General features: G+C 33.0%; 20 protein-coding genes. 14 read left to right on the forward strand and 6 right to left on the reverse strand.

Translation table 11 applies throughout. The annotated features are described in order from the left end of the window. The 5 genes from uppS (at window position 1) to murI (ending at window position 5935) form a co-directional block, all read left to right on the forward strand. Window positions 1-741 (forward strand): undecaprenyl pyrophosphate synthase, encoded by a 741-nt coding sequence (gene uppS / locus AC1Q5Z_RS20185; protein WP_198854443.1) that lies wholly within the window; start codon window positions 1-3, stop codon window positions 739-741. Next, window positions 674-3412, forward strand: a complete 2739-nt coding sequence (gene bamA, locus AC1Q5Z_RS20190) for an outer membrane protein assembly factor BamA (protein WP_198854444.1) — start codon at window positions 674-676, stop codon at window positions 3410-3412. The genes uppS and bamA overlap by 68 nt, the downstream gene beginning before the upstream one ends. 42 nt (window positions 3413-3454) lie before the next feature. Continuing rightward, window positions 3455-4492: an OmpH/Skp family outer membrane protein gene (locus AC1Q5Z_RS20195; protein ID WP_198854445.1), complete on the forward strand. Its 1038-nt coding sequence runs from the start codon at window positions 3455-3457 to the stop codon at window positions 4490-4492. A 14-nt stretch (window positions 4493-4506) separates the two neighbouring features. Next, window positions 4507-5010 (forward strand): OmpH/Skp family outer membrane protein, encoded by a 504-nt coding sequence (locus AC1Q5Z_RS20200; RefSeq protein ID WP_198854446.1) that lies wholly within the window; start codon window positions 4507-4509, stop codon window positions 5008-5010. 148 nt (window positions 5011-5158) lie between these two features. Beyond that, window positions 5159-5935 carry a glutamate racemase gene (gene murI / locus AC1Q5Z_RS20205; RefSeq protein WP_198854447.1) on the forward strand — a complete coding sequence of 259 codons (777 nt, stop codon included), beginning with the start codon at window positions 5159-5161 and terminating at the stop codon, window positions 5933-5935. A gap of 3 nt (window positions 5936-5938) precedes the next feature. On the opposite strand, the gene bamG is transcribed toward murI, so the two are convergent. Both bamG and AC1Q5Z_RS20215 read right to left on the reverse strand, forming a co-directional pair. Further along, window positions 5939-7174, reverse strand: coding sequence for a BamG family beta-barrel-assembly machinery protein (bamG, locus tag AC1Q5Z_RS20210; protein ID WP_492446577.1), 1236 nt, complete (start codon window positions 7172-7174; stop codon window positions 5939-5941). Then, window positions 7175-8509, reverse strand: coding sequence for a DUF4270 family protein (locus AC1Q5Z_RS20215; RefSeq protein WP_492446578.1), 1335 nt, complete (start codon window positions 8507-8509; stop codon window positions 7175-7177). It lies immediately after the preceding gene. Window positions 8510-8740: 231 nt separating this feature from the next. Between AC1Q5Z_RS20215 and AC1Q5Z_RS20220 the strand changes: the two genes are divergently transcribed. The 6 genes from AC1Q5Z_RS20220 to AC1Q5Z_RS20245 all read left to right on the forward strand — a co-directional run bounded on the left by AC1Q5Z_RS20220 (window position 8741) and on the right by AC1Q5Z_RS20245 (window position 13576). Continuing rightward, window positions 8741-9580, forward strand: coding sequence for a DUF6268 family outer membrane beta-barrel protein (locus tag AC1Q5Z_RS20220; RefSeq protein WP_492446580.1), 840 nt, complete (start codon window positions 8741-8743; stop codon window positions 9578-9580). A gap of 14 nt (window positions 9581-9594) precedes the next feature. Then, window positions 9595-10602: a Kelch repeat-containing protein gene (locus tag AC1Q5Z_RS20225; protein ID WP_198854451.1), complete on the forward strand. Its 1008-nt coding sequence runs from the start codon at window positions 9595-9597 to the stop codon at window positions 10600-10602. Then, entirely contained in the window at window positions 10592-10918 is a 327-nt protein-coding gene (locus tag AC1Q5Z_RS20230; protein ID WP_492446582.1) for a DUF4907 domain-containing protein, read from the forward strand. The genes AC1Q5Z_RS20225 and AC1Q5Z_RS20230 overlap by 11 nt, the downstream gene beginning before the upstream one ends. Beyond that, entirely contained in the window at window positions 10919-12034 is a 1116-nt protein-coding gene (locus AC1Q5Z_RS20235; RefSeq protein ID WP_198854453.1) for a sensor histidine kinase, read from the forward strand. Window positions 12035-12046: 12 nt separating this feature from the next. Further along, entirely contained in the window at window positions 12047-12757 is a 711-nt protein-coding gene (locus AC1Q5Z_RS20240; protein WP_343589369.1) for a dioxygenase family protein, read from the forward strand. Window positions 12758-12862: 105 nt separating this feature from the next. Then, entirely contained in the window at window positions 12863-13576 is a 714-nt protein-coding gene (locus AC1Q5Z_RS20245) for a LytR/AlgR family response regulator transcription factor (RefSeq protein ID WP_198854455.1), read from the forward strand. 87 nt (window positions 13577-13663) lie between these two features. Here the strand turns inward: AC1Q5Z_RS20245 and AC1Q5Z_RS20250 are convergent, their stop codons facing one another. Beyond that, window positions 13664-14182: a gamma carbonic anhydrase family protein gene (locus AC1Q5Z_RS20250; protein ID WP_343589366.1), complete on the reverse strand. Its 519-nt coding sequence runs from the start codon at window positions 14180-14182 to the stop codon at window positions 13664-13666. A gap of 10 nt (window positions 14183-14192) precedes the next feature. Then, a complete protein-coding gene (locus AC1Q5Z_RS20255; RefSeq protein ID WP_198854457.1) occupies window positions 14193-15182 on the reverse strand; it encodes a PorP/SprF family type IX secretion system membrane protein in 990 nt (329 codons plus the stop codon). A 143-nt stretch (window positions 15183-15325) separates the two neighbouring features. Between AC1Q5Z_RS20255 and AC1Q5Z_RS20260 the strand changes: the two genes are divergently transcribed. The 3 genes from AC1Q5Z_RS20260 (at window position 15326) to AC1Q5Z_RS20270 (ending at window position 17678) form a co-directional block, all read left to right on the forward strand. Beyond that, window positions 15326-16225, forward strand: coding sequence for a NifU family protein (locus AC1Q5Z_RS20260; protein ID WP_343589364.1), 900 nt, complete (start codon window positions 15326-15328; stop codon window positions 16223-16225). 143 nt (window positions 16226-16368) lie between these two features. Then, complete coding sequence (locus tag AC1Q5Z_RS20265) at window positions 16369-16779, forward strand: YtxH domain-containing protein (protein WP_278019551.1); 411 nt, start codon at window positions 16369-16371, stop codon at window positions 16777-16779. An 86-nt stretch (window positions 16780-16865) separates the two neighbouring features. Continuing rightward, entirely contained in the window at window positions 16866-17678 is an 813-nt protein-coding gene (locus AC1Q5Z_RS20270) for a mechanosensitive ion channel family protein (RefSeq protein WP_492446585.1), read from the forward strand. Between the two features lie 3 nt (window positions 17679-17681). Here the strand turns inward: AC1Q5Z_RS20270 and tsaB are convergent, their stop codons facing one another. Together tsaB and AC1Q5Z_RS20280 are read right to left on the reverse strand one after the other, a co-directional pair. Then, entirely contained in the window at window positions 17682-18353 is a 672-nt protein-coding gene (tsaB, locus tag AC1Q5Z_RS20275; protein WP_492446587.1) for a tRNA (adenosine(37)-N6)-threonylcarbamoyltransferase complex dimerization subunit type 1 TsaB, read from the reverse strand. Window positions 18354-18644: 291 nt separating this feature from the next. Then, on the reverse strand, window positions 18645-19937 hold the full coding sequence (locus AC1Q5Z_RS20280; RefSeq protein WP_278019553.1) for an efflux RND transporter periplasmic adaptor subunit: 1293 nt from the start codon (window positions 19935-19937) through the stop codon (window positions 18645-18647). Window positions 19938-19941 lie beyond the last annotated feature (4 nt).

A 19941-nucleotide genomic window follows, 5' to 3' on the forward strand; every position in this document is an offset into this window, starting at 1 on the left:
ATGAATTTAATAGAATCGATAGATCACAAAAACTTACCTAGACACCTAGCCATTATTATGGACGGTAACGGCCGCTGGGCAAAACAACAAGGTTTCATGCGCGCGTTTGGCCACGAAAATGGCACTAAATCTGTAAAAGAGATAATCAAAACCTCAGCTAAGCTTGGAATTGAATATTTAACTCTATATGCTTTTTCTACAGAAAATTGGAATCGTCCAAAACTTGAGGTTCAGGCGTTAATGAAAATATTGATTAATTCATTAAAAAAAGAGCTAGTTACCCTTCAAGAAAACAATATCAGACTTAATGCAATTGGAAATCTTGATAAATTACCAAAAACAGCCCAAAAAGAACTTTTGGATGTTATGGAAAAAACGAAAAACAATACTCGCTTAACTCTTACTCTCGCTTTAAGCTACGGTTCTAGAGAGGAACTGGTAAATGCCGTAAAGTCAATTAGTGATAAAGTTAAAAATAATATAATTTCAATAGACACTATTGACGATTCAATTATAAATGAGCATCTTTACACGCAAAATTTACCTGACGTAGATTTATTAATACGAACAAGTGGAGAACATAGAATAAGTAATTTTTTGCTGTGGCAGATTGCCTATGCAGAATTGTATTTTACTAATGTCTTGTGGCCAGACTTTAAAGACCAAGATTTATATGAGGCTATTATTAGTTATCAAAAAAGAGAACGTAGATTTGGAAAAACCAGTGAACAAATTAAATAATTTTTTAGTGTTGCAAAAAAAAATACAAATAGTCTTTACCCTTTTACTATTGGGTAGTTTTTCACAAATTAAAGCACAAGAAAGAGTTCCTTTTGATCAAGGAAAAAAATATATTTTAGCTAAAGTTTCTGTTGTTGGTAAAATAAGCTTCAATGAGCAAACTGTTGTAACCTTTTCAGGACTTCAAAAAGGTCAGGAAATCACTGTTCCTGGAGAAGAAATTAGTAGTGCAATTAAAAAATTAGGCAAGCTAGGTCTTTTCGACGAAATCGCATTCTACGTTAATAAAGTAGAAAACGACAGTATCTATTTAGATTTAGATATTGTTGAACTTCCTAAATTAAATGAGGTTAAAATCATTGGTGTTAAGAAAAGTAAAATAGAAGGCTTAATTAAAGACAATAACTTGACAAAGAACAAAATTGTCAACGAAAACTTAATTACCACTACCAAAAATTACATCGAAAACAAATACAAAAAAGAAGGTTTTTATAACACAAAAGTTACTATTACCAATACTCCCGATAGTATTAACGGACACCAAGTTAATATGCTTGTCCGAATAGATAAAGGAGATAAAGTTAAAATCAGCAGTATTGATTTTACTGGAAACAAACAACTTACAGACAGTCAATTGCGTGCTGCGATGAAAGACACTAAGCAGAAAAATTTCATTCGCGTATTTAAGGCTTCTAAGTTTATTCCAGAGAAGTACAAAACTGACTTAGAAAAAGTAATTTCTGCCTACAAAGAAAAAGGATATCGCGATGCTCGTATTATCTATGATTCTGTTCAGTATAACAAGAAAAAGAATACTCTAGCAATTAAGATTAATGTAGAAGAAGGTAACAAGTATTACTTCGGAAATATTAAATTCTTAGGTAATACAGTTTATTCAGATCAGCTTTTAAATCGTTATTTAGGAATCAAAAAAGGAGAAACTTATAACGGAGTTTTACTAGAAAAAAGAATTGCTGATAAGTCAAAACCAGACGCAGAAGACATTACCAACTTATACCAAAACAACGGTTATTTGTTCTCAAACATTAATGCTGTAGAGGTAAAAACAGTTAACGATACTATTGATTTTGAAATTAGAGTTACTGAAGGTCCTATTGCTTACTTCAACAAAATTACTGTTGTTGGAAACGATAAAACAAATGACCACGTTATTTACCGTGAGTTAAGAACTAAACCAGGTGAAAAATACAGTAAAGAACAATTGGTTAGAACTATCCGTGAGATTGGACAATTAGGTTTCTTTGACCCAGAGGCAATTGATCCTAAATTTAAAAATGTTGATGCCGGAGCTGGAACTGTTGATATTGAATATAACGTAGTCGAAAAAGGATCTAGCCAGGTCGAACTTCAAGGAGGTTATGGCGGTGGAGGTTTCATCGGAACATTAGGTCTTTCGTTTAACAACTTCTCGGCGAGAAAGATTTTTGACAAAGAGGCTTACAAGCCTTTACCAATGGGAGACGGACAAAAAGTTGCTCTACGTTTGCAAGGAAGTACATACTTCCAAACGTATAGTTTATCTTTCTCAGAGCCATGGTTTGGAGGAAAAAAACCAGTACAGTTTAGTTCATCTCTTTCGTACAGTAAGCAATTTCTTAACAATTACATCACTAGAACTGTTGATAAAAGCAAAAGTTTTAATATTTTTACAGTACAAGTTGGTTTAGCAAAAAGGTTAACTGTGCCAGATGACTACTTTGTACTATCACAATCTGTAAGTTATCAGCACTATGACTTGAACAATTATAATACAGGTTTGTTTACTTTTGGTAACGGAGCCTCAAGAAACTTAGCTTATACTATTGGACTTTCAAGAAGTAATAAAGGGGTAAACCCAATATTCCCAACTTATGGTTCTGAATTTAGTATTACTGCAAAAGTTACGCCTCCATATTCATTATTTAATGGTATTGATTATGGTGATTTGAAAAACCAAAAAGAATACAAATCACAATACACAGGTGTAAATACATCTGATGATTATGGCCAGCCACTTAATACTGGAGATTACATCAAAACAGATGCCTCTGGAAAAACTGTAAGTGTTGGATCAGATTATGCAAGTGCTGATACAGATGTAGCAAAAGTCGATCAGAAAAAATACAACTGGTTAGAATATTATAAAGTTAAATTTAGAGGAGACTGGTATACTAAAGTTTATGGAAAATTAGTATTAAGAACACTTACAGAGTTTGGTTTCTTAGGAGCTTACAATCAAGAAAGAGGTGTAATTCCGTTTGAACGTTTTTACTTAGGAGGTGATGGTATGGCCAACTACTCAATGGATGGTAGAGAAACTATCCAGTTAAGAGGTTATCCAAACAACTCTTTAACTCCTGTAAATGCTGCAGGTGATGCAATTGGAGCAACGATTTACAACAAATTCTCAATGGAATTACGTTACCCAATTACATTAAAAGCATCGGCTTCTATTTTTGCATTAACGTTCCTAGAAGCAGGTTCATCATACCCAACTTTTAAAGATTATAATCCATTCGATTTAAATCGTTCTGCTGGTGCTGGTTTACGTGTATTCATGCCTGCATTTGGTTTATTGGGTATTGACTTTGGTTACGGATTTGACGCTCTTCCAGGACAAACAAAAGCTAATGGATGGGAAACACACTTTATTATTGGACAACAATTTTAGTGAAATAACGTTTGGTTAAAAATCATCAAATAAAGTTATGTTATGAGAAAACAATTTTTATTTATATTTTTAGCCTTGATTGTAGCAAATACAAGTCAGGCACAAGGAAAGACTACTCGAATTGGCTACATCGACATGGAATATATTTTAGAAAATGTTTCCGATTATAAAGAAGCTAAATCACAATTAGAGCAAAAAGCTCAAAAGTGGAAACAAGAAGTAGAGGCTAAAAAATTAAATATAAATAATTTGAAAGAAAGCTTAAAAACAGAAAAAGCTTTACTTACAAAAGAATTAATAGAAGAAAGAGAAACAGAAATTAAGTTTCTTGAACAAGAAATGATGGATTATCAGCAGAAACAATTTGGTTCTGATGGAAATCTAATGAGACAGAAAGCAGCTTTAGCAAAACCAATACAAGATCAGGTTTTTACTGCTGTGCAAGATATAGCAGAAGCAAAAAATTATGATTTTGTTTTTGATAAATCGTCAGATCTTACCATGCTTTTTAGCAATAAAAGGTTCGATATTAGCGATCAGGTTTTAAGAATTTTAAACCGTACTGAAAAACGTGAGCAACTGTCTAAAAAACAATTGAAAGAACAAGAAGCTAAAGAAAATATTGAAAATGCAATTGACGAAAATCCAGCAATGGCTGATCGCCAAAAAGCACTAGATGAGAAAAGAGCAGCTAGAGAAAAGCTAATTCAGGACAGAAAATTAGAACAGGAAGCTAAGAAGAAAGAATACGACGACAGAAGAAAAGCACTGCAAGAAGAAAGAGAAGCGAAAAAAAATGGCACGGTTTCTGGAACAGCTACAACAGCAGTTCCTGGTGCAGCCGCAACAACAGGTGACGCTAAAACAAGCTCAACTGCTAAAACTGCAACACCTGCAGCTACGGGAGAAACACCTGCCGGAGAACAGCCTGCAATGACAAAAGCAGAAGAAAGACAATTACTTTACGAACAACGTAAAAAAGAATTGGAAGAAAGAAGAAAGAAAATTTTAGAAGAAAGAGAAGCGGCTAAAAAAGCAAAAGAAGCCGAAACGCAAAAAGCAAATACGACCAATAATTAATTAATATTTTAAAAATGATGAAACAAATCAAAACTTTACTAATTGCTGCAATTCTTATTTTAGGAGCAAGTAACACAATGAACGCGCAAGCGAAGGTAGCACATGTTGATGTAAGCGAGATCATGGGGAAAATGCCTGCTATGCTAGATGCTCAAAATCAACTGCAAAAATTAAGTGGTACATATGATGCTGAATACAAAAAAATGGTTGACGAATATCAAGTAAAAATCAAAAAGTACGAAGCTGAAGCTGCAACTGTAACTGATGCTGTAAACGGTGAGCGTTCTAAAGAGGTTCAAGATATGCAAAAGAGAATTGTTGATTACAGAGACAATGCTCAAAAAGAATTACAACAAAAAGAAACTGATATCGTAAAACCATTAATGGAAAAAGTTAGAGCTTCTATCCAAAAAGTTGGAAAAGCTAAAGGTTTCCAATATGTATTAGACGGTTCTACTTTATTATTAGCTGATGGTCCAAACATCACTGCTGACGTTAAAAAAGATTTAGGATTCTAAGAAATTAAATCCCTATAATTAAACTGCTCAATTTGTATAATTTGAGCAGTTTTTTTTTACAAAAAATTAAAGCTAATCTTTCGTATTATTTCAAGATTTGACTTAACTTAGAATAACAATTTATTTAAAAAATATTTAAATTTGCTTTATGATAAACAATAATCCTATAGGCGTTTTTGATTCTGGTATTGGCGGAACTTCCATTTGGAGCGCCATTCATGATCTTCTTCCAAATGAAAAAACCATTTATCTAGCTGACAGCAAAAATGCGCCTTATGGACAAAAAACCAAAGAAGAAATTGTTGCGTTAAGTAAAAAAAACGTAGAGTTTTTATTAGAGAATAATTGCAAATTAATTGTCGTTGCTTGCAATACTGCAACTACAAATGCTATACTAGAACTTCGTGCAGATTACAACATTCCATTTGTAGGGATTGAGCCAGCTATTAAACCAGCTGCAACCAATTCTCAAACACAGGTAATTGGAATTTTAGCTACAAAAGGAACACTTAACAGTGAGCTCTTTAATAAAACTGCTGAGATGTTTCACAATACAAAAATCATTGAGCAAGTTGGTCATGGACTTGTACAGCTTATTGAAGATGGCAATTTGTATTCTCCAGAAATGACACAATTATTAGAGTCTTACCTTCAGCCTATGATTGAAGCCAATATTGATTATTTGGTTTTAGGATGTAGCCACTACCCTTATTTAATTCCTCAAATAAAAAAAATTCTCCCAGATCATATTAAAATAATAGATTCAGGAGAAGCTGTTGCACGCCAGACAAAAAATCTGCTTCGTGATAAGGTTGGTTTTTCTGAAAGTACAGATCACGATCCAATATTTTATGTAAACTCAGACCCTAAAGTTTTAGAATCAATTTTAGAACATAAATATCCAGTAATCAAAAAAGACTTTTAAGTATTATTCAAACTTTCGCTTGACAAACCAAATTCCGTCCAACGATAAATTGAGTGATATTTTATGGTAATTTTCTTTTATCAAATCATTCGCGATTCTACCTTTCTGCCCGTAAGAATAGGAAATATTGAGTGACGAAAATGTATTTTCAATTGGTAGGTTTAGTCCAATAGAAACAGATGCGCTATTAACACGCTGTCCATCGACTTCGAGGTAACCGTTGTCAAAATTTACACCAGCAGCATACCCTACTCGATCCCAGTATCTTCTAACATTCTTTTTGGCGCTATAAGTAAATCCAAGCGCAAAACGATCCTGATTTACAAATTCGCCATACAGATCAGACTGTTTTGTATTTTTCCAAAAGCTCTTCTCATAATCTAAAGTCATATTCAAATTATTCTTAAATCGCTTACTAACTCCAAAGCCCAGTTCTAAAGGCATATAATAATCGTCGGTCTTTGTGGCTATATTAGTTTCTATAGCAGTTTCTACTTCATCTGCAATACTTGCCACCGATTGCACTTTTGATGCATTTATTCTTGCTGGAACTTTAATTGTTGTTCCTATTGTAAGGGTCGAATCTATTTTAAATTGAGCTCCTAATGTTGCGCGAACTCCGCTATAATCAGTTTTTTTATGTATCGTGGTAACTGCATTCGAAATAAGAAAAGCACGATCATCAACTGTATTTCCAAAAAGCACTGTTCCAGTTACTCCTACTGTCAATTTTTTTCCAAATCTATATCCGTATGAAAAATCCAGATTGTTTAAACCTCCAGATCCTTGTGCTGTTACGTAATAAGATTCCTGACTGTCTGTAATTGGGAGTTCTAAATTTGAGATTTTAAATACCGAGCTAGAATATGGACGAAGCGCCAAACTAAAACCAGAATTTTTAGTAACAGGAAAAGCAAAAGCTAAATGAGAAAATTGAAAATTATTTCGATTTTCTGTACGATTGCTGCTTTGATATGTTGTGGCAATGGCTTTTCCTCCAATATCAAAAAGAAAATGATTTTGATACATATATCCTAAAGATGCCGGATTTAAATTATTGATAAAAGTATCTGAAGGTAATGCAATACCTGAACCACCAATAGAAGGCAGATAACCAAAGTCTGAATCGTACAAGCTTCCAACGCCATAAAGCGAATATGGAGAACTTGAGATACTTTGAGAAAATGAAGTTAGCGACATTAAAAAGAAGCAACTCCACAAAACAACTTTATTTTTCATTTAGTAAGAGATGTAATAAATTTTTAGCTGAATTTTATTATCGGCATATTTTTGATTCCCCAAAACAATTCTGTTAACAGACTTGGAAATTCCAGGCAACGTTAAAATAAGAGATGACCTAGAATCGGATGCTTTAAGCATTTCTTTCTGAAGAAAAGCTCCAACAGGAATTGTATAGCCAATATTTTCGTTAAACTCATCGCTTTTTTTGTTCAATATCCCGTATACGGTAGTTCCGGCAGAATTTGTTAATGCTCCGCTTATTCTGTTCAAATTATCGCCAACAAAAACAGAAAGAGAATCGGCCAGTGGATATTTGTCAGAATAAGAGTTATTGACAGGCTTTAAAATTAGCTCTGCATTTACGATAGCACCATTAGTCGAAATATTTTTAAACTGTTTAATATTCGGAAATTCAACTCTACAGGCGACTCCAGTTCCTGACTGAATAAAACCTTGATTATTGGTCAAGTTACTAGACAGATTACTACTCGAGACGGGAAGATTCTGCAGCAACGTTCCTGTTTTATCCAAAGAAATAGAATTAAACTGTTTCGTTTTATCTAAAATGGTATAATCCAGAATATACGACTGCTCATCCTCATCTGTATCTGCCATATATTTTGAATAATACAATCGCATTTTGCTGCTTCCAGCGCTAAATCCTATTATATTGGAAGAATTGGATGTTTCTGGAACCAAAACAAGACCTTTTAAGTATTCTGTAAAACTGTCAAAATCTGTAATTTCTCTTTTTTTAATTTTCTGAAAAAGAGCTTCTCCAAATTCTTTATCCATTTTAATATTGATAGAGTCCTTTTGTTTTGGTCTTGGTATAAAAGATATTTTTCCCAAGCTTTCAGTGCTATAACTTAAAGCAGAATTGTTGTAGAAATTACTATCGTCTGTGTTAGGCTTAACTTTTTGAAGCAAACGATGAATGTCAAATGTTTGAACCTTTGTAGTATCTCCGTAATAATACTTATCATATTTAAGAATCATCGAAATCGAATCGAAAACGTAATTAACCGCTTCAGTATCCGAACCTGTATTATTCAATGCATAGGAAGCCCCTGAAAGCTGAAAATAGCTGTCCGACTTTACTTTTCCAAAAATAGGATCATCATAATTCCCGATCAAGATTCTACTTTTATTCGAAGTTACCAGCGAGTCAAAATTAATGGTTGACATTTCTACGGTCACAGTATCTATCATGATTACTTTATTGCTCAAAGCCAAATAATCTGACCCAACCGTAAATTCTCCAGTGTCTGTATCTGTACCACATGAAAATAAGGTCAGTACAAAAAGTAGTATCAATATAAACTTCCGCATAATTTAATTTTTGGACAAATATAAATTGTGCACTTTGGCGACACACTATAACATATACTATTGCGCTTTTTTAGGCTACTAATTGCACAAAACGATCTATAACCCAAAATCTGTTCTCGAATTTTAATTCGACCTTAAAAACGGCTATTTTGTCTATCAAAACAAGCCATATATATATCTTCTTTTTTTTAAGAGCACCATCCATCTAATTTTGAGCCAATAAAATAAATAATGAAAGTAAGGTTTATAATTTGTTCTCTTTTTTTGATTTCATTTTTAGGTTTAAAAGCTCAAGAAAATTTTAGTGCCACTCTAAATTTCAAAACGGAGCCGACAGACAAGATAAATTTTAGCGAAACAAACATCGCAGTCTTTTATCAGAAGAAACTAGGAACAAAAAACAAAATAGCTAACACATTGGAATATTCTAATTTGAAGGTGAATTACGAGTTTAATCCCTATAATTTTTATGCGGATCAGGACAAATTCAACCAAGTTCAAGACAAGTTTGAATATTCATCTGAAATAGCAGAAAAAACAAGATGGCAACTTTCTGTGGTTCCTACTGCTAATTTTCAGAGTAAACTGGATTTTTCAGATGTTACCGTTTTAGGAAGTTTAGAAATTAGCCAGCAATTGAGCTCAAAATTCAATGTAATAGTTGGAGCTGGGCGAACATCAATTTTTGGAGCGCCAAAGTTTACGCCAATTGTTGCTTTTGATTATAAAATGAACGAGAAAACCAATTTTAAAATTGGATTTCCAGATTCGAGAATTTCTTATTCTAATAATGATCGAAATAAATTTAGTCTGACAAATAGTTTTAATGGAAACTTTTATCATTTAGACGAAAAAAATGTAGACAATAATGCTGAAAAAGCAGTTTTATCGCAAATGACATCGGCTTTAGAATATGAAAGAAATGTTGCTGTCAATTGGTTTTTAAATTTTAAAGCCGGTTACGATTTCAACAAAAAATACAATTTACTAGACAGCAACGACCACAAAATTTACGATTACAATAGCGGAAATGGTTACGTTTTAGGAATAGGGATCAAATACAAACAATAAATTTTAAATACACTATGATTAATCTAAAAAAAGGAATTTTATTCACAGCGCTTTTTTCAAGCCTCTTTTTGATAAGCTGCAGCAATGATAATGACGATGATGATTTGGTAGGAAACTGGATTAAAAAATCAGCCTTTGATGGCCCTGCAAGATCTAGTGCAACAAGTTTCGTTATCGGAGATTATGCTTATGTAGTTGGCGGTTATACTGGCGATGTTTATTTAAAAGATTTATGGGTTTATAACTCAAACGGAGATTATTGGGAACAAAAGGCCGATTTTGGCGGTATAGGAAGAAGTTCTGCTTCTAGTTTTGCTTTAAACGAAAAAGGTTATGTTGGTCTTGGTTATGATGGAACAAATAAACTGAAAGACTTTTACCAATATGATCCTACTGCAAACAGCTGGTCGCAAAAAACAGATTTTGCAGGAACTGCTCGTTACGCCGCTGTAGGTTTTCAGGTTGGTGGTAAAGCGTATTTTGGGACTGGTTATGATGGAAATTACTTGAAAGATTTTTATCAGTACGATGATCAAGCTAATACATGGACTTTGGTAAATGGTTTCAGCGGAAACAAAAGACGTAATGCAACGGTTTTCACAATTGCAGATAAAGCATATTTAGTAACTGGTGTGAACAATGGTGTTTATCAAGAAGATTTCTGGGAATTTGATCCGTCTACAGATGTATGGACAAGAAAAAGAGATATTGATAAAGACACAGACGATGATTATAGCTACAACGATGATTACGCAATTGTTCGTTCTAATGCATCTAGTTTTTCTATGAATGGATTAGGATATGTTGTGGGTGGTGAAAACATAAAAACAGTTTGGGAATATAATCCGTCAACAGATTTATGGGTAGAAAGAACTCCAATGGAAGGTGCTACAAGAACAGATGCTGTAGGTTTTGCCATCAATAACCGTGGATTCTATATGTTAGGACGAATTGGTTCTACTTATTTTGATGATGCTTGGGAATTTAAGCCATTAGACGAACAAAGTGACGATGACAATTAATAATAAACAATACTTCTGGAGTAAAATCCAGAAGTGTTTGATAGTTTTTGCTATTCTTCTTTTTATTGCTTGTGCGAAAAAAGAATCTTTGACAACGGCTTCTTTTAAAACAAATTCTGGTTGGGGATATACAATTGCCTACAAAGAAAAAGTTTTAATTAAACAGTCGGTTATTCCTGTAATAAGTGATACTAAAAGTTTCAAAACAGAAGATGACGCCTTAAAGGTTGCCGATCTTGTTAAGCAGAAACTCAAACAAAACTTATCGCCAACGGTAACCAAAAATGAACTAATTTTATTAAAAATAAAATTGTAAATGCAGATAGATACCATTAAAAATACCGGCTACAACAAAATATTATTCCATTTTGCGATATGGGTTTTCTTTATTTTGACTTCGTTAATTCAGTTTTACGAAAGTCCATTTAAGATTAGTAACGACTTTTATGTGCAATGGACAACCGGAATTGTTTTGTTTTATCTGAACTATTTTTATTTGGTTCCAAATTATTTATTGCAAAAAAAATACTGGCTCTACTTTACGTTTGCTTTTGTTTTAATTGCAACATTTATGATCATAAGGATAAATTATTTTATCCCTGAATTTAGGCATTTAAGACCAGAAAATATAATGCCTCCAAGGACAATGCCTCATGATCCGCATTTTTTCCCGCGAGGCGAAAGAATGCATCAGAGAATTGAAATGAGACAGCCTCTTTTCTTTAAAATTGGCCCATCGTTTTTCTATATTCTGATCATTACAATCTCTGCAATTATTAGAACATTAACTGAATTTTATAATAATCAGCAAAATAAACTGATTGCCGAAACACATAGAACAAATACCGAATTAATCTATTTGCGCAAACAAACCAATCCGCATTTTTTATTTAATTCTCTAAACAGTATTTATTCTTTGGCACACAAAAAATCTGATTTGGTCCCTGATGCCATCGTAACCTTATCTGAACTTATGCGCTATATGTTGTATGAAACAGATAACAAAACGGTGGCTTTAGAAAAAGAAGTCAATTATATCCAGAATTACATCGAACTACAAAAGCTGCGATTAAACAATATCGAAGACATCGTAATCAATGTTCATGGCGACACTAAAAATAAATATATTGAGCCTTTATTATTGATTTCTTTTGTCGAAAATGCCTTTAAATACGGAACTGATTACAAAGGCGCGGCTCACGTAAGAATTAAGATTCTAATTACGGATAACAATCTTGATTTCTGGATTGAAAACACCATTGAGAATTATGTAAAAGATCCTGAAAATTCAGGAATTGGATTAGTGAATATCCAAAGCCGTCTTGATCTTCTCTATCCAAACGCACACGAACTAACCATTACTCAGGATAATGAATATTACCGAGTTCATTTGAATTTAAAGTTGGACGAAATTAAAACCGCAATACATTAAACAAAACTGATTATGGACAGAAAAAAATTCATCCGAAATGGTATTTTGGGCATTGCATCTTTGGCAACAGCTTCAAAATTTTTAGAATCTTGTTCTAAAAGCGACAATGATGAAACCGACTCAAGCAATTCTGGAGACGGAAGCTGCACTGTTTCTCCTTCTGAAACAAAAGGTCCGTTTCCTATTAAAACGCCGAGTCAGCTGGTTTTAGAAAACATCAAATCTGATCGCGTTGGAATTGCGCTATTGATTAATTTAAAGATTGAAAATAAGAATAACAATTGCGAACCTCTTTCTGGAGTTTTGGTAGATGTTTGGCATTGTGACAAAGACGGAAATTATTCTGAATATGGCGGCACGCAAATGCAGCAGGCAGATTATACTTCTGTACATTTCCTTAGAGGAAGACAAACTTCGAACTCTAGTGGAGAAGTTTCTTTTATCTCGATTTATCCTGGTTGGTACCAAGGAAGAGCTCCGCATGTACATGTAGAAGTATTATCAAGTTCAGGAACTTCTTTGCTGGTAACTCAAATTGCTTTTCCTGAAACAATTTCAAGTGAAGTATATTCAAGTACAAATTACGCTGCACACGGACAAGCAGATACTGCAAATACAAAAGACAATGTCTTTGCTGATAGCCTAGCCGATGAGCTGGCAACCATGACAGGAAACTTGACAGATGGTTTTACGCTAACTAAAACTATAACTGTTAACGCATAATTTTAATTAGTTAACCAGTATTTTATGAAAATTTTAAAACTTAATTCACTGGTTTCAAACTACTTTTGAATGCAAAATGTATTTTAAAAAATTAATTCAGAAAAGATGAAATGTGTAATTATTGATGACGAACCTTTAGCTGTAGAATTATTACAGGATTTTGTCAAAAAAGTAGAAGCTCTGGAGCTTATAAACACTTTCAATAATGCTATTGATGCTGTTTCATTTATCAATCAGAATAATGTCGATTTGATTTTTCTTGATATTCAAATGCCTCATTTTTCTGGAATTGATTTTTTAAATACGATAGAAAAAAAACCTCTTGTTATTTTTACAACTGCTTATTCTGATTATGCGGTAGAAGGATTTAATCTTGGCGCTGTAGATTATTTGGTTAAACCAATTCCGTTTCATCGATTTCTAAAAGCCGTTGTAAGAGCACAGCAAATTTTTCAGCCTGCAGCAAATCTTGCAATTGCGGAAAACAATAATACACCTGAAATTGAACAGGATTTTATGTTTGTAAGAGCTGAATATGAAAATGTAAAATTAAATTTTGCTGATATTCTTTTTATTGAAGGATTAAAAGATTATGTCAAAATCTACACGACAGATAATAAATTTACGCTTACGCTAATTAGTTTAATCAAATTAGAAAATCTGCTTTCAAGCAAAGGTTTTGCGAGAATTCACAGATCGTACATCATAAATATCAAACATGTAAAATCGATTCAGAAAAATAAGGTTTTAATAAGCGATAAAAGAATTCCAATCAGCGAAAGTTATAAGAGTACTTTCTTTGAAAAAATCAACCTCTAAATTTTTTAAATTCCAATAAAAAAATTCCAAATTCCAAAAAGCTAAAACTCTTGGAATTTGGAATTTCTATTTTGGATTTTTTTATTTCTATTCTTCGTTTTTGAACCAGCTAGAATACATTACATAATTGTTCGAAATACGCCCTATTTCGCCTGCAAAATCAGATTGGTCAATGTCTTTAACTTTTTTAGCAGGAACGCCAGCATAAATGCTTCCTGAAGTTACAACTGTATTTTGTGTCACTACAGCGCCAGCAGCAATTATAGCATTACTTTCAACCACACAATTATCCATTACAATTGCTCCCATTCCAATCAAAACATTATCGTGAATCGTACAGCCATGCACAATAGCATTATGTCCTATTGAAACATTATTTCCTATAATTGTGGGATGTTTTTGATAAGTACAATGAATTACAGCGCCATCTTGAATGTTAACTTTATTTCCAATTTTAATAAAATGAACATCTCCTCTCACAACGGCATTAAACCAAACACTGCAAGATTCTCCAAAAGTTACATCTCCTACAATAGTAGCATTTTCGGCAACATAACAATCCTCTGGAATTAGAGGTGATTTTCCGTTTACAGATTTAATCAGCATAAAATATTTTTTAGTTAACTGCAGGACAATTACAGTCGTAACGTTCTTTTTTGCAGAATAAATTAATTCCTAAAGTAATTTGATGAAAAGCTCCCGTGTCAAACTTAACATCTCCCATTAGTTGAGTATAGGTGTAAGCGAACATAAAATTCTTGAAATTAACCCCAATAATAGGCGTAAAGTATTGTAATTTTTGAGACGACACTCCGGTTCCCGAAACATATTGTGCGCCATCAAAACCTCTTCTATATGATAAAGCTGCCCATAGACTTCCGAAATCCATGCTTTTATAGGCTTTCATATTTAAATCTAGTGTTTTTGCCTTTGTTTGATCAAATAGCTGAAAAAGAATAGAAGGCTCCCAAGTCCAACTGCTGTTTTTTCCAAATACATAACCAGCGCTTAATAAAAACTTTCTAAGATTATCGCTTTCATAATCTGTATATAACTCTCTTCTTGTTTCTAACAATCCTTGAACTGTTGCGTGCGCATAAAAATCCAGATAATTATATGATGCTCCAACATCAACATTGAAATAAGAATCTTTCTGAATTGAACCAAAAACAATTGGATCAAAAGTTCCTCCAAATTTTGTTTCGTCTAATTGACTTTGTATTAAACCTCCACTAATTCCAAAAGACAACTGATTTAAATCTAGTTCATCTCTCGAAAACATAATATGGTGTGCATATGTTAGTTTTACACCTTTTTGAGAATGATAACCATTTTTATCATTAAATAAAATTATACCAGCTCCAGAACGTTCTCCCACTCTACCGTTAAAACTTAAAGTCTGCAATGATGGAGCATCTTCTTCTCCAAACCATTGTTTTCTGGCTGTCAATCTTATTTTAGCACAGTTGGCTGCGCCTGCCATTGAAGGGTGAATTAAATAATAATTATCAGACAAATAATCTGAATAAACAGGTATTCCTTCTTGAGAATAAGAATAAAAAGTAGTAATGAGAAAAATTAATAAAACCTTGATTTTAAATTTCATAAAGACAATTTTGTTTCTATATAATTTTCACTCTTGCAATTTAACACGATTTCTTTGAAAAGAGTCTTAATTATTTTATTAAAAAATCAAATATAGGTATTAGTAGAAAATAACTTTAGTAAATTTGCAAAAAATATACAACCATGACAAAAATCACTATAAAAGAGACCCAGAACCCGACTATTTTAAAGTTCGAGTTTGAAGACTTTATTACTCAAAATCAAAACTTTGAGTTCAAAAATATTGACGAAGCGCAAGCTTCTCCTCTAGCCCAACAATTATTCTATCTGCCGTTTGTTAAGACCGTTTATATCTCTGGAAATTTCATCGCTATCGAAAGATACAGCATTGTAGATTGGGATGATGTAAAAGATGCAGTTGCAGAGCAAATTACTGCTTTTGTTGACAAAGGTGGCGTTATCATTAAAATTGATGAAACAAAAGCAAAAAAACAGCCAATTACAGTTTACGGAGAAACAACTCCAAATCCTTCTGCATTAAAATTTGTGGTAAGCAGAATGCTTACTCGTAATGCAGTAGAGTATAAAAACATTGACCAGACTGCTTCTTCTCCGTTAGCTCAGGAATTATTCAAATTCCCTTATGTGAAAGAAATTTTTATTGATGAAAATTATATTTCGGTTACAAAATATGAAATCAATAACTGGGATGAAATTACTTTAGAATTAAGAACTTTCATTAAACAATTTATAGAAAACGGAGGAACTGTTTTAGATGAAAGTTTAATTCAAACTAAAGCCAAAACTGAAGCAACAAAAGATGAAGCTTTTGACAAACTAGATGTTACATCTCAGCAAATTATTAATATCTTAGAAGAATACGTAAAACCAGCAGTAGCTGCTGATGGCGGAAACATTGCTTTTGAATCTTATAATGAAGATGATAAAACAGTTAAAGTATTATTGCAAGGTGCTTGCAGCGGATGTCCATCATCTACATTTACTTTAAAAAGCGGTATCGAAAATATGCTTAAAAGTATGTTAAACGATGACGCCATAAAAGTAGAGGCATCAAATGCATAATTGGAATAAATTATTATACAAAGCGTCTCATTGAGGCGCTTTTTTTATTATTAATCACTAGTTTTCAATTATTTACCATTAAAAAAACGAGTAATTCTATAAATTTAATTAATATTGTATTCTTAACCAATTAATTAAAACCCATGGGATTATCTTCATTTTTTAAAAATTTATTTGGCTCAACCAAAGAGTCTGTAACTGAATTGGCAAATAATGCCGAAGAGACTTTTGAACAAGCAAAGGAAGCGGCGGCTCCTTATATCGAGAAAGCAGAAGCTTTTGCAGAAGAAACAATTGAAAAAGTAAAAGAGGTTTCTGAACCTATTATTGACCAAGCTGCAGATTATGCGGACAAAGCAAAAGATACTGTAAGTGAATATGCGGACAAAGCTACTAAAGCGGTAAATGATTTGGTTGATTCTGTTAAAGAAAAAGCAACTTCGCAAACAGCTACTGAGGCATCAGAAACTATTTCTGAAACCGTTGTTGATACTAGCGAAAAATCTGCCGAAGAGGTAGAAGAAATAGCCGACGAAGCTGCTGACAAGGCATAAACACACTTTTCTGATAATGTAAATATTTTTATATTTGCACCACTAATATACCTTCTCTTTTGAGAAGGTTTTTTTATTTAAAAATCATGAACCTGAACCCAGAACAAGTCAGTAAATACGTTACTCGTTTTGTTGACATTTTAGTTGATTATTCACCAAAACTGATTTCTGCATTTTTAATCTTATTTGTTGGTTTATATGCCATCAGATTGATTAATCGAATTATTAGAAAAATAATGATTCAAAGAAATCTTGATCCTACGCTTACAAAATTCTTATCTGACATTTTATTGTGGGCCCTGCGAATATTATTGTTTGTAACCTTTATTTCTAAATTAGGAATTGAGACTTCCTCTTTTGTTGCCATTTTAGGAGCAATGGGTCTTGCAGTTGGTTTGTCTTTGCAAGGATCGCTTTCTAATTTTGCTGGAGGAATGCTTATTATTGTCTTTAAACCGTTTAAAGTTGGAGATACGATAGAGGCGCAAGGCGTTGTTGCAACAGTTCTTGAAATTCAGATTTTTGTAACTAAAATGCTTACTGCAAATAATCAGACGGTGTTTGTTCCAAATGGTTCTTTATCTAACGGAAACATCATCAACTACTCGATGCAAGGAGAAAGAAGAGCTGATTTGACTTTTGCTATTTCTTATGATTCAGACATTAAAAAAGCAAAAGAAATTCTTTTAGATGTTTTAAATAATAACCCAAAAGTATTGAAGAAGCCTGCACCAGAAGTTTTTGTAAAAAACCTATCGGCAAGTTCTATCGATTTTGCAGTTCGTCCTTGGGCAAAAAATGCCAATTACGGATCTGTTTTCTCTGAAACATTAGAGAATTGCAAAATTGCGTTGGATGAAGCGGGAATTGCTGTTCAACCGTATACGATACAGAAATAGTATTTATTGCTTCTTTGGAGGAGCAATAATAAAATCTTTCAAATAATAAGGTTCAAAATAAGCGACATCTACAGTGTCGCTTTTTTGATATTTATCAAAACTGATTTTACTCATTGCTTGCGCCGAAGGGTATTTTACATTTTCTAAAAACACCAAATTGTCTTTAGTCAAAACAGGCTTGCATTTATCGGCACAGTCGCCTACAAAGTAAAGTTTGTCTGTATATTCTTGAAATGAATTTTCGTCAATAATTTCAGCTTGAATAGCTCTTTCAACTGTCAAATCTGGATTAAAAATGGCACTGTAAACTTCCATACGGCGCGCATCCAACATCGGTACAATTTTTCCATCTGTAACTCCTGCCTGAGAAGCTAGAGTTTGCAGTGTATCTACAGCAATTAACGGAATATTTAACGCATAACACAATCCTTTTGCTGCCGAAACACCAATTCTTAAACCTGTATAAGATCCTGGTCCTTGGCTTACGCCAACAGCCTTTAAATCATGAGCAGATATTCCAGCTTTTTTTATTGCCTCTTCAATAAAAACGTGAAGTTTTTCAGCATGCGAATATCCTTCATCTGCTAGTTCAGTACAAACAATGGTTTGACCATCTTTTGCAATAGATACAGAACAATTTTTAGTAGCCGTTTCGATGTTGAGAATATAAGACAAAGTAGTAAAGTGTTTTTATTAAAAATTGATCAAAAAGATTAATGTTACAAAAATAAGAGTTAACGGCCAAAATAACAGAAATGCTACACATAAATTTTCAAGTAAAAAGTCTCCAATATATAATTAGGCTTTTTTATATTGAAAATAGGCAAATTCATTACTGTACTATTTTGTTATATGTAAGCTATAATACTCTCATATCAAGTATATAAATACACTATAAAAAGCGACTGATAAAACCAAAAATCATTTTCGCTTAGAATTCCACTAAATGCAATTATATGCTATAATTTACTTCTTGGGCGCTTCTGCTTTCTTAAGCTTTACCTTATCACCAGAGTTAAGCTCTTTGGAAACTGTTGTATATGGCCCTGTAATAACAACATCACCAGGCTTTAAACCAGACATCACTTCGATGTTAGTGTCGTCTTGAATTCCAGTTTTAATGATTCTAATCTTAGCCTTATCTCCAACTTTGACAAAAACACATTCGAATTTTTTATCACTTTTTGGAGCTGCTTTTTTATCTTCATTTGGATCCTCAACCTTAAAATCTTTTACAGCCGTAGTGTCCGATTTTACTACAACAGAACTAATTGGCACTGCCAAAACATTATTTTTTGTTGTTGTAATAATGTCAACCGTAGCAGTCATTCCAGGTCTAAAAGGAGAATATGTACTTGGTTTTCCTTCTAACAAATCTTGATATGAATCTTTCAGAATACGAACCTTAACTTTAAAATTCGTTACCTGATCTGATGTTAATGTTGTACTTGCCGAATTAGAAATACTAGTCACAACTCCCTTAAATTTCTTTTTTAAGTAAGCGTCGACTTCAACATTTGCTTCATCTCCTATTTTAATTTTTACAATATCATTTTCATTTACATCAACTTCAACTTCCATGTTGTTTAGGTTTGCAACACGCAAAAGCTCCGTTCCTGCCATTTGCTGTGTTCCTAAAACTCTTTCTCCCAATTCTACATTCAATACAGAAATAGTTCCGTCTGCAGGAGAATAGATCGTTGTGCGTCCTAAATTGTCTCGAGCCTCTGTAACAGATGCCGAAGCACTTTGAACATTGTAATAAGCGCTTTGTTTTGTAGCTTTTGCAACTTCAAAAGTAGAAATGGCTTTATCCCAATCTGATTTTGAGATTACACCTTTATCATACAAAATTTTATTACGCTCGTAATTTGCTTTTGCTTCTTTAAAACTGGCGTCAGATTGAGTAAGGCTTGCTTTTGTTCCAGCTAAATTTGCAACAGATCTTTCTAATCCTGAGGTGTATAAATCCGGATTTATTTTTACTAACAAATCACCTTTTTTAACCACTTGTCCCTCTTTTACATTTAAAGAAATAATCTCGCCCGATACCATCGAAGCTATTTTAATTTCAATTTCGGGTTGAATTTTACCTGTTGCAGAAACCGTTTCAACAATTGTTGAAGCTGTCACTTTTGCAATTTCTACTTCTTTTCCTTCGTCTTTATTTCCTATTACTCCAGTCTTAGAAAGGACAACCAAAGCTACAATAAGAATTACTGCAACTATTAATAAGAAATAAACAGTTTTTTTTTTCATAATG

It is taken from the genome of Flavobacterium sp. GW823-FHT06G12 (genome assembly GCF_058794775.1).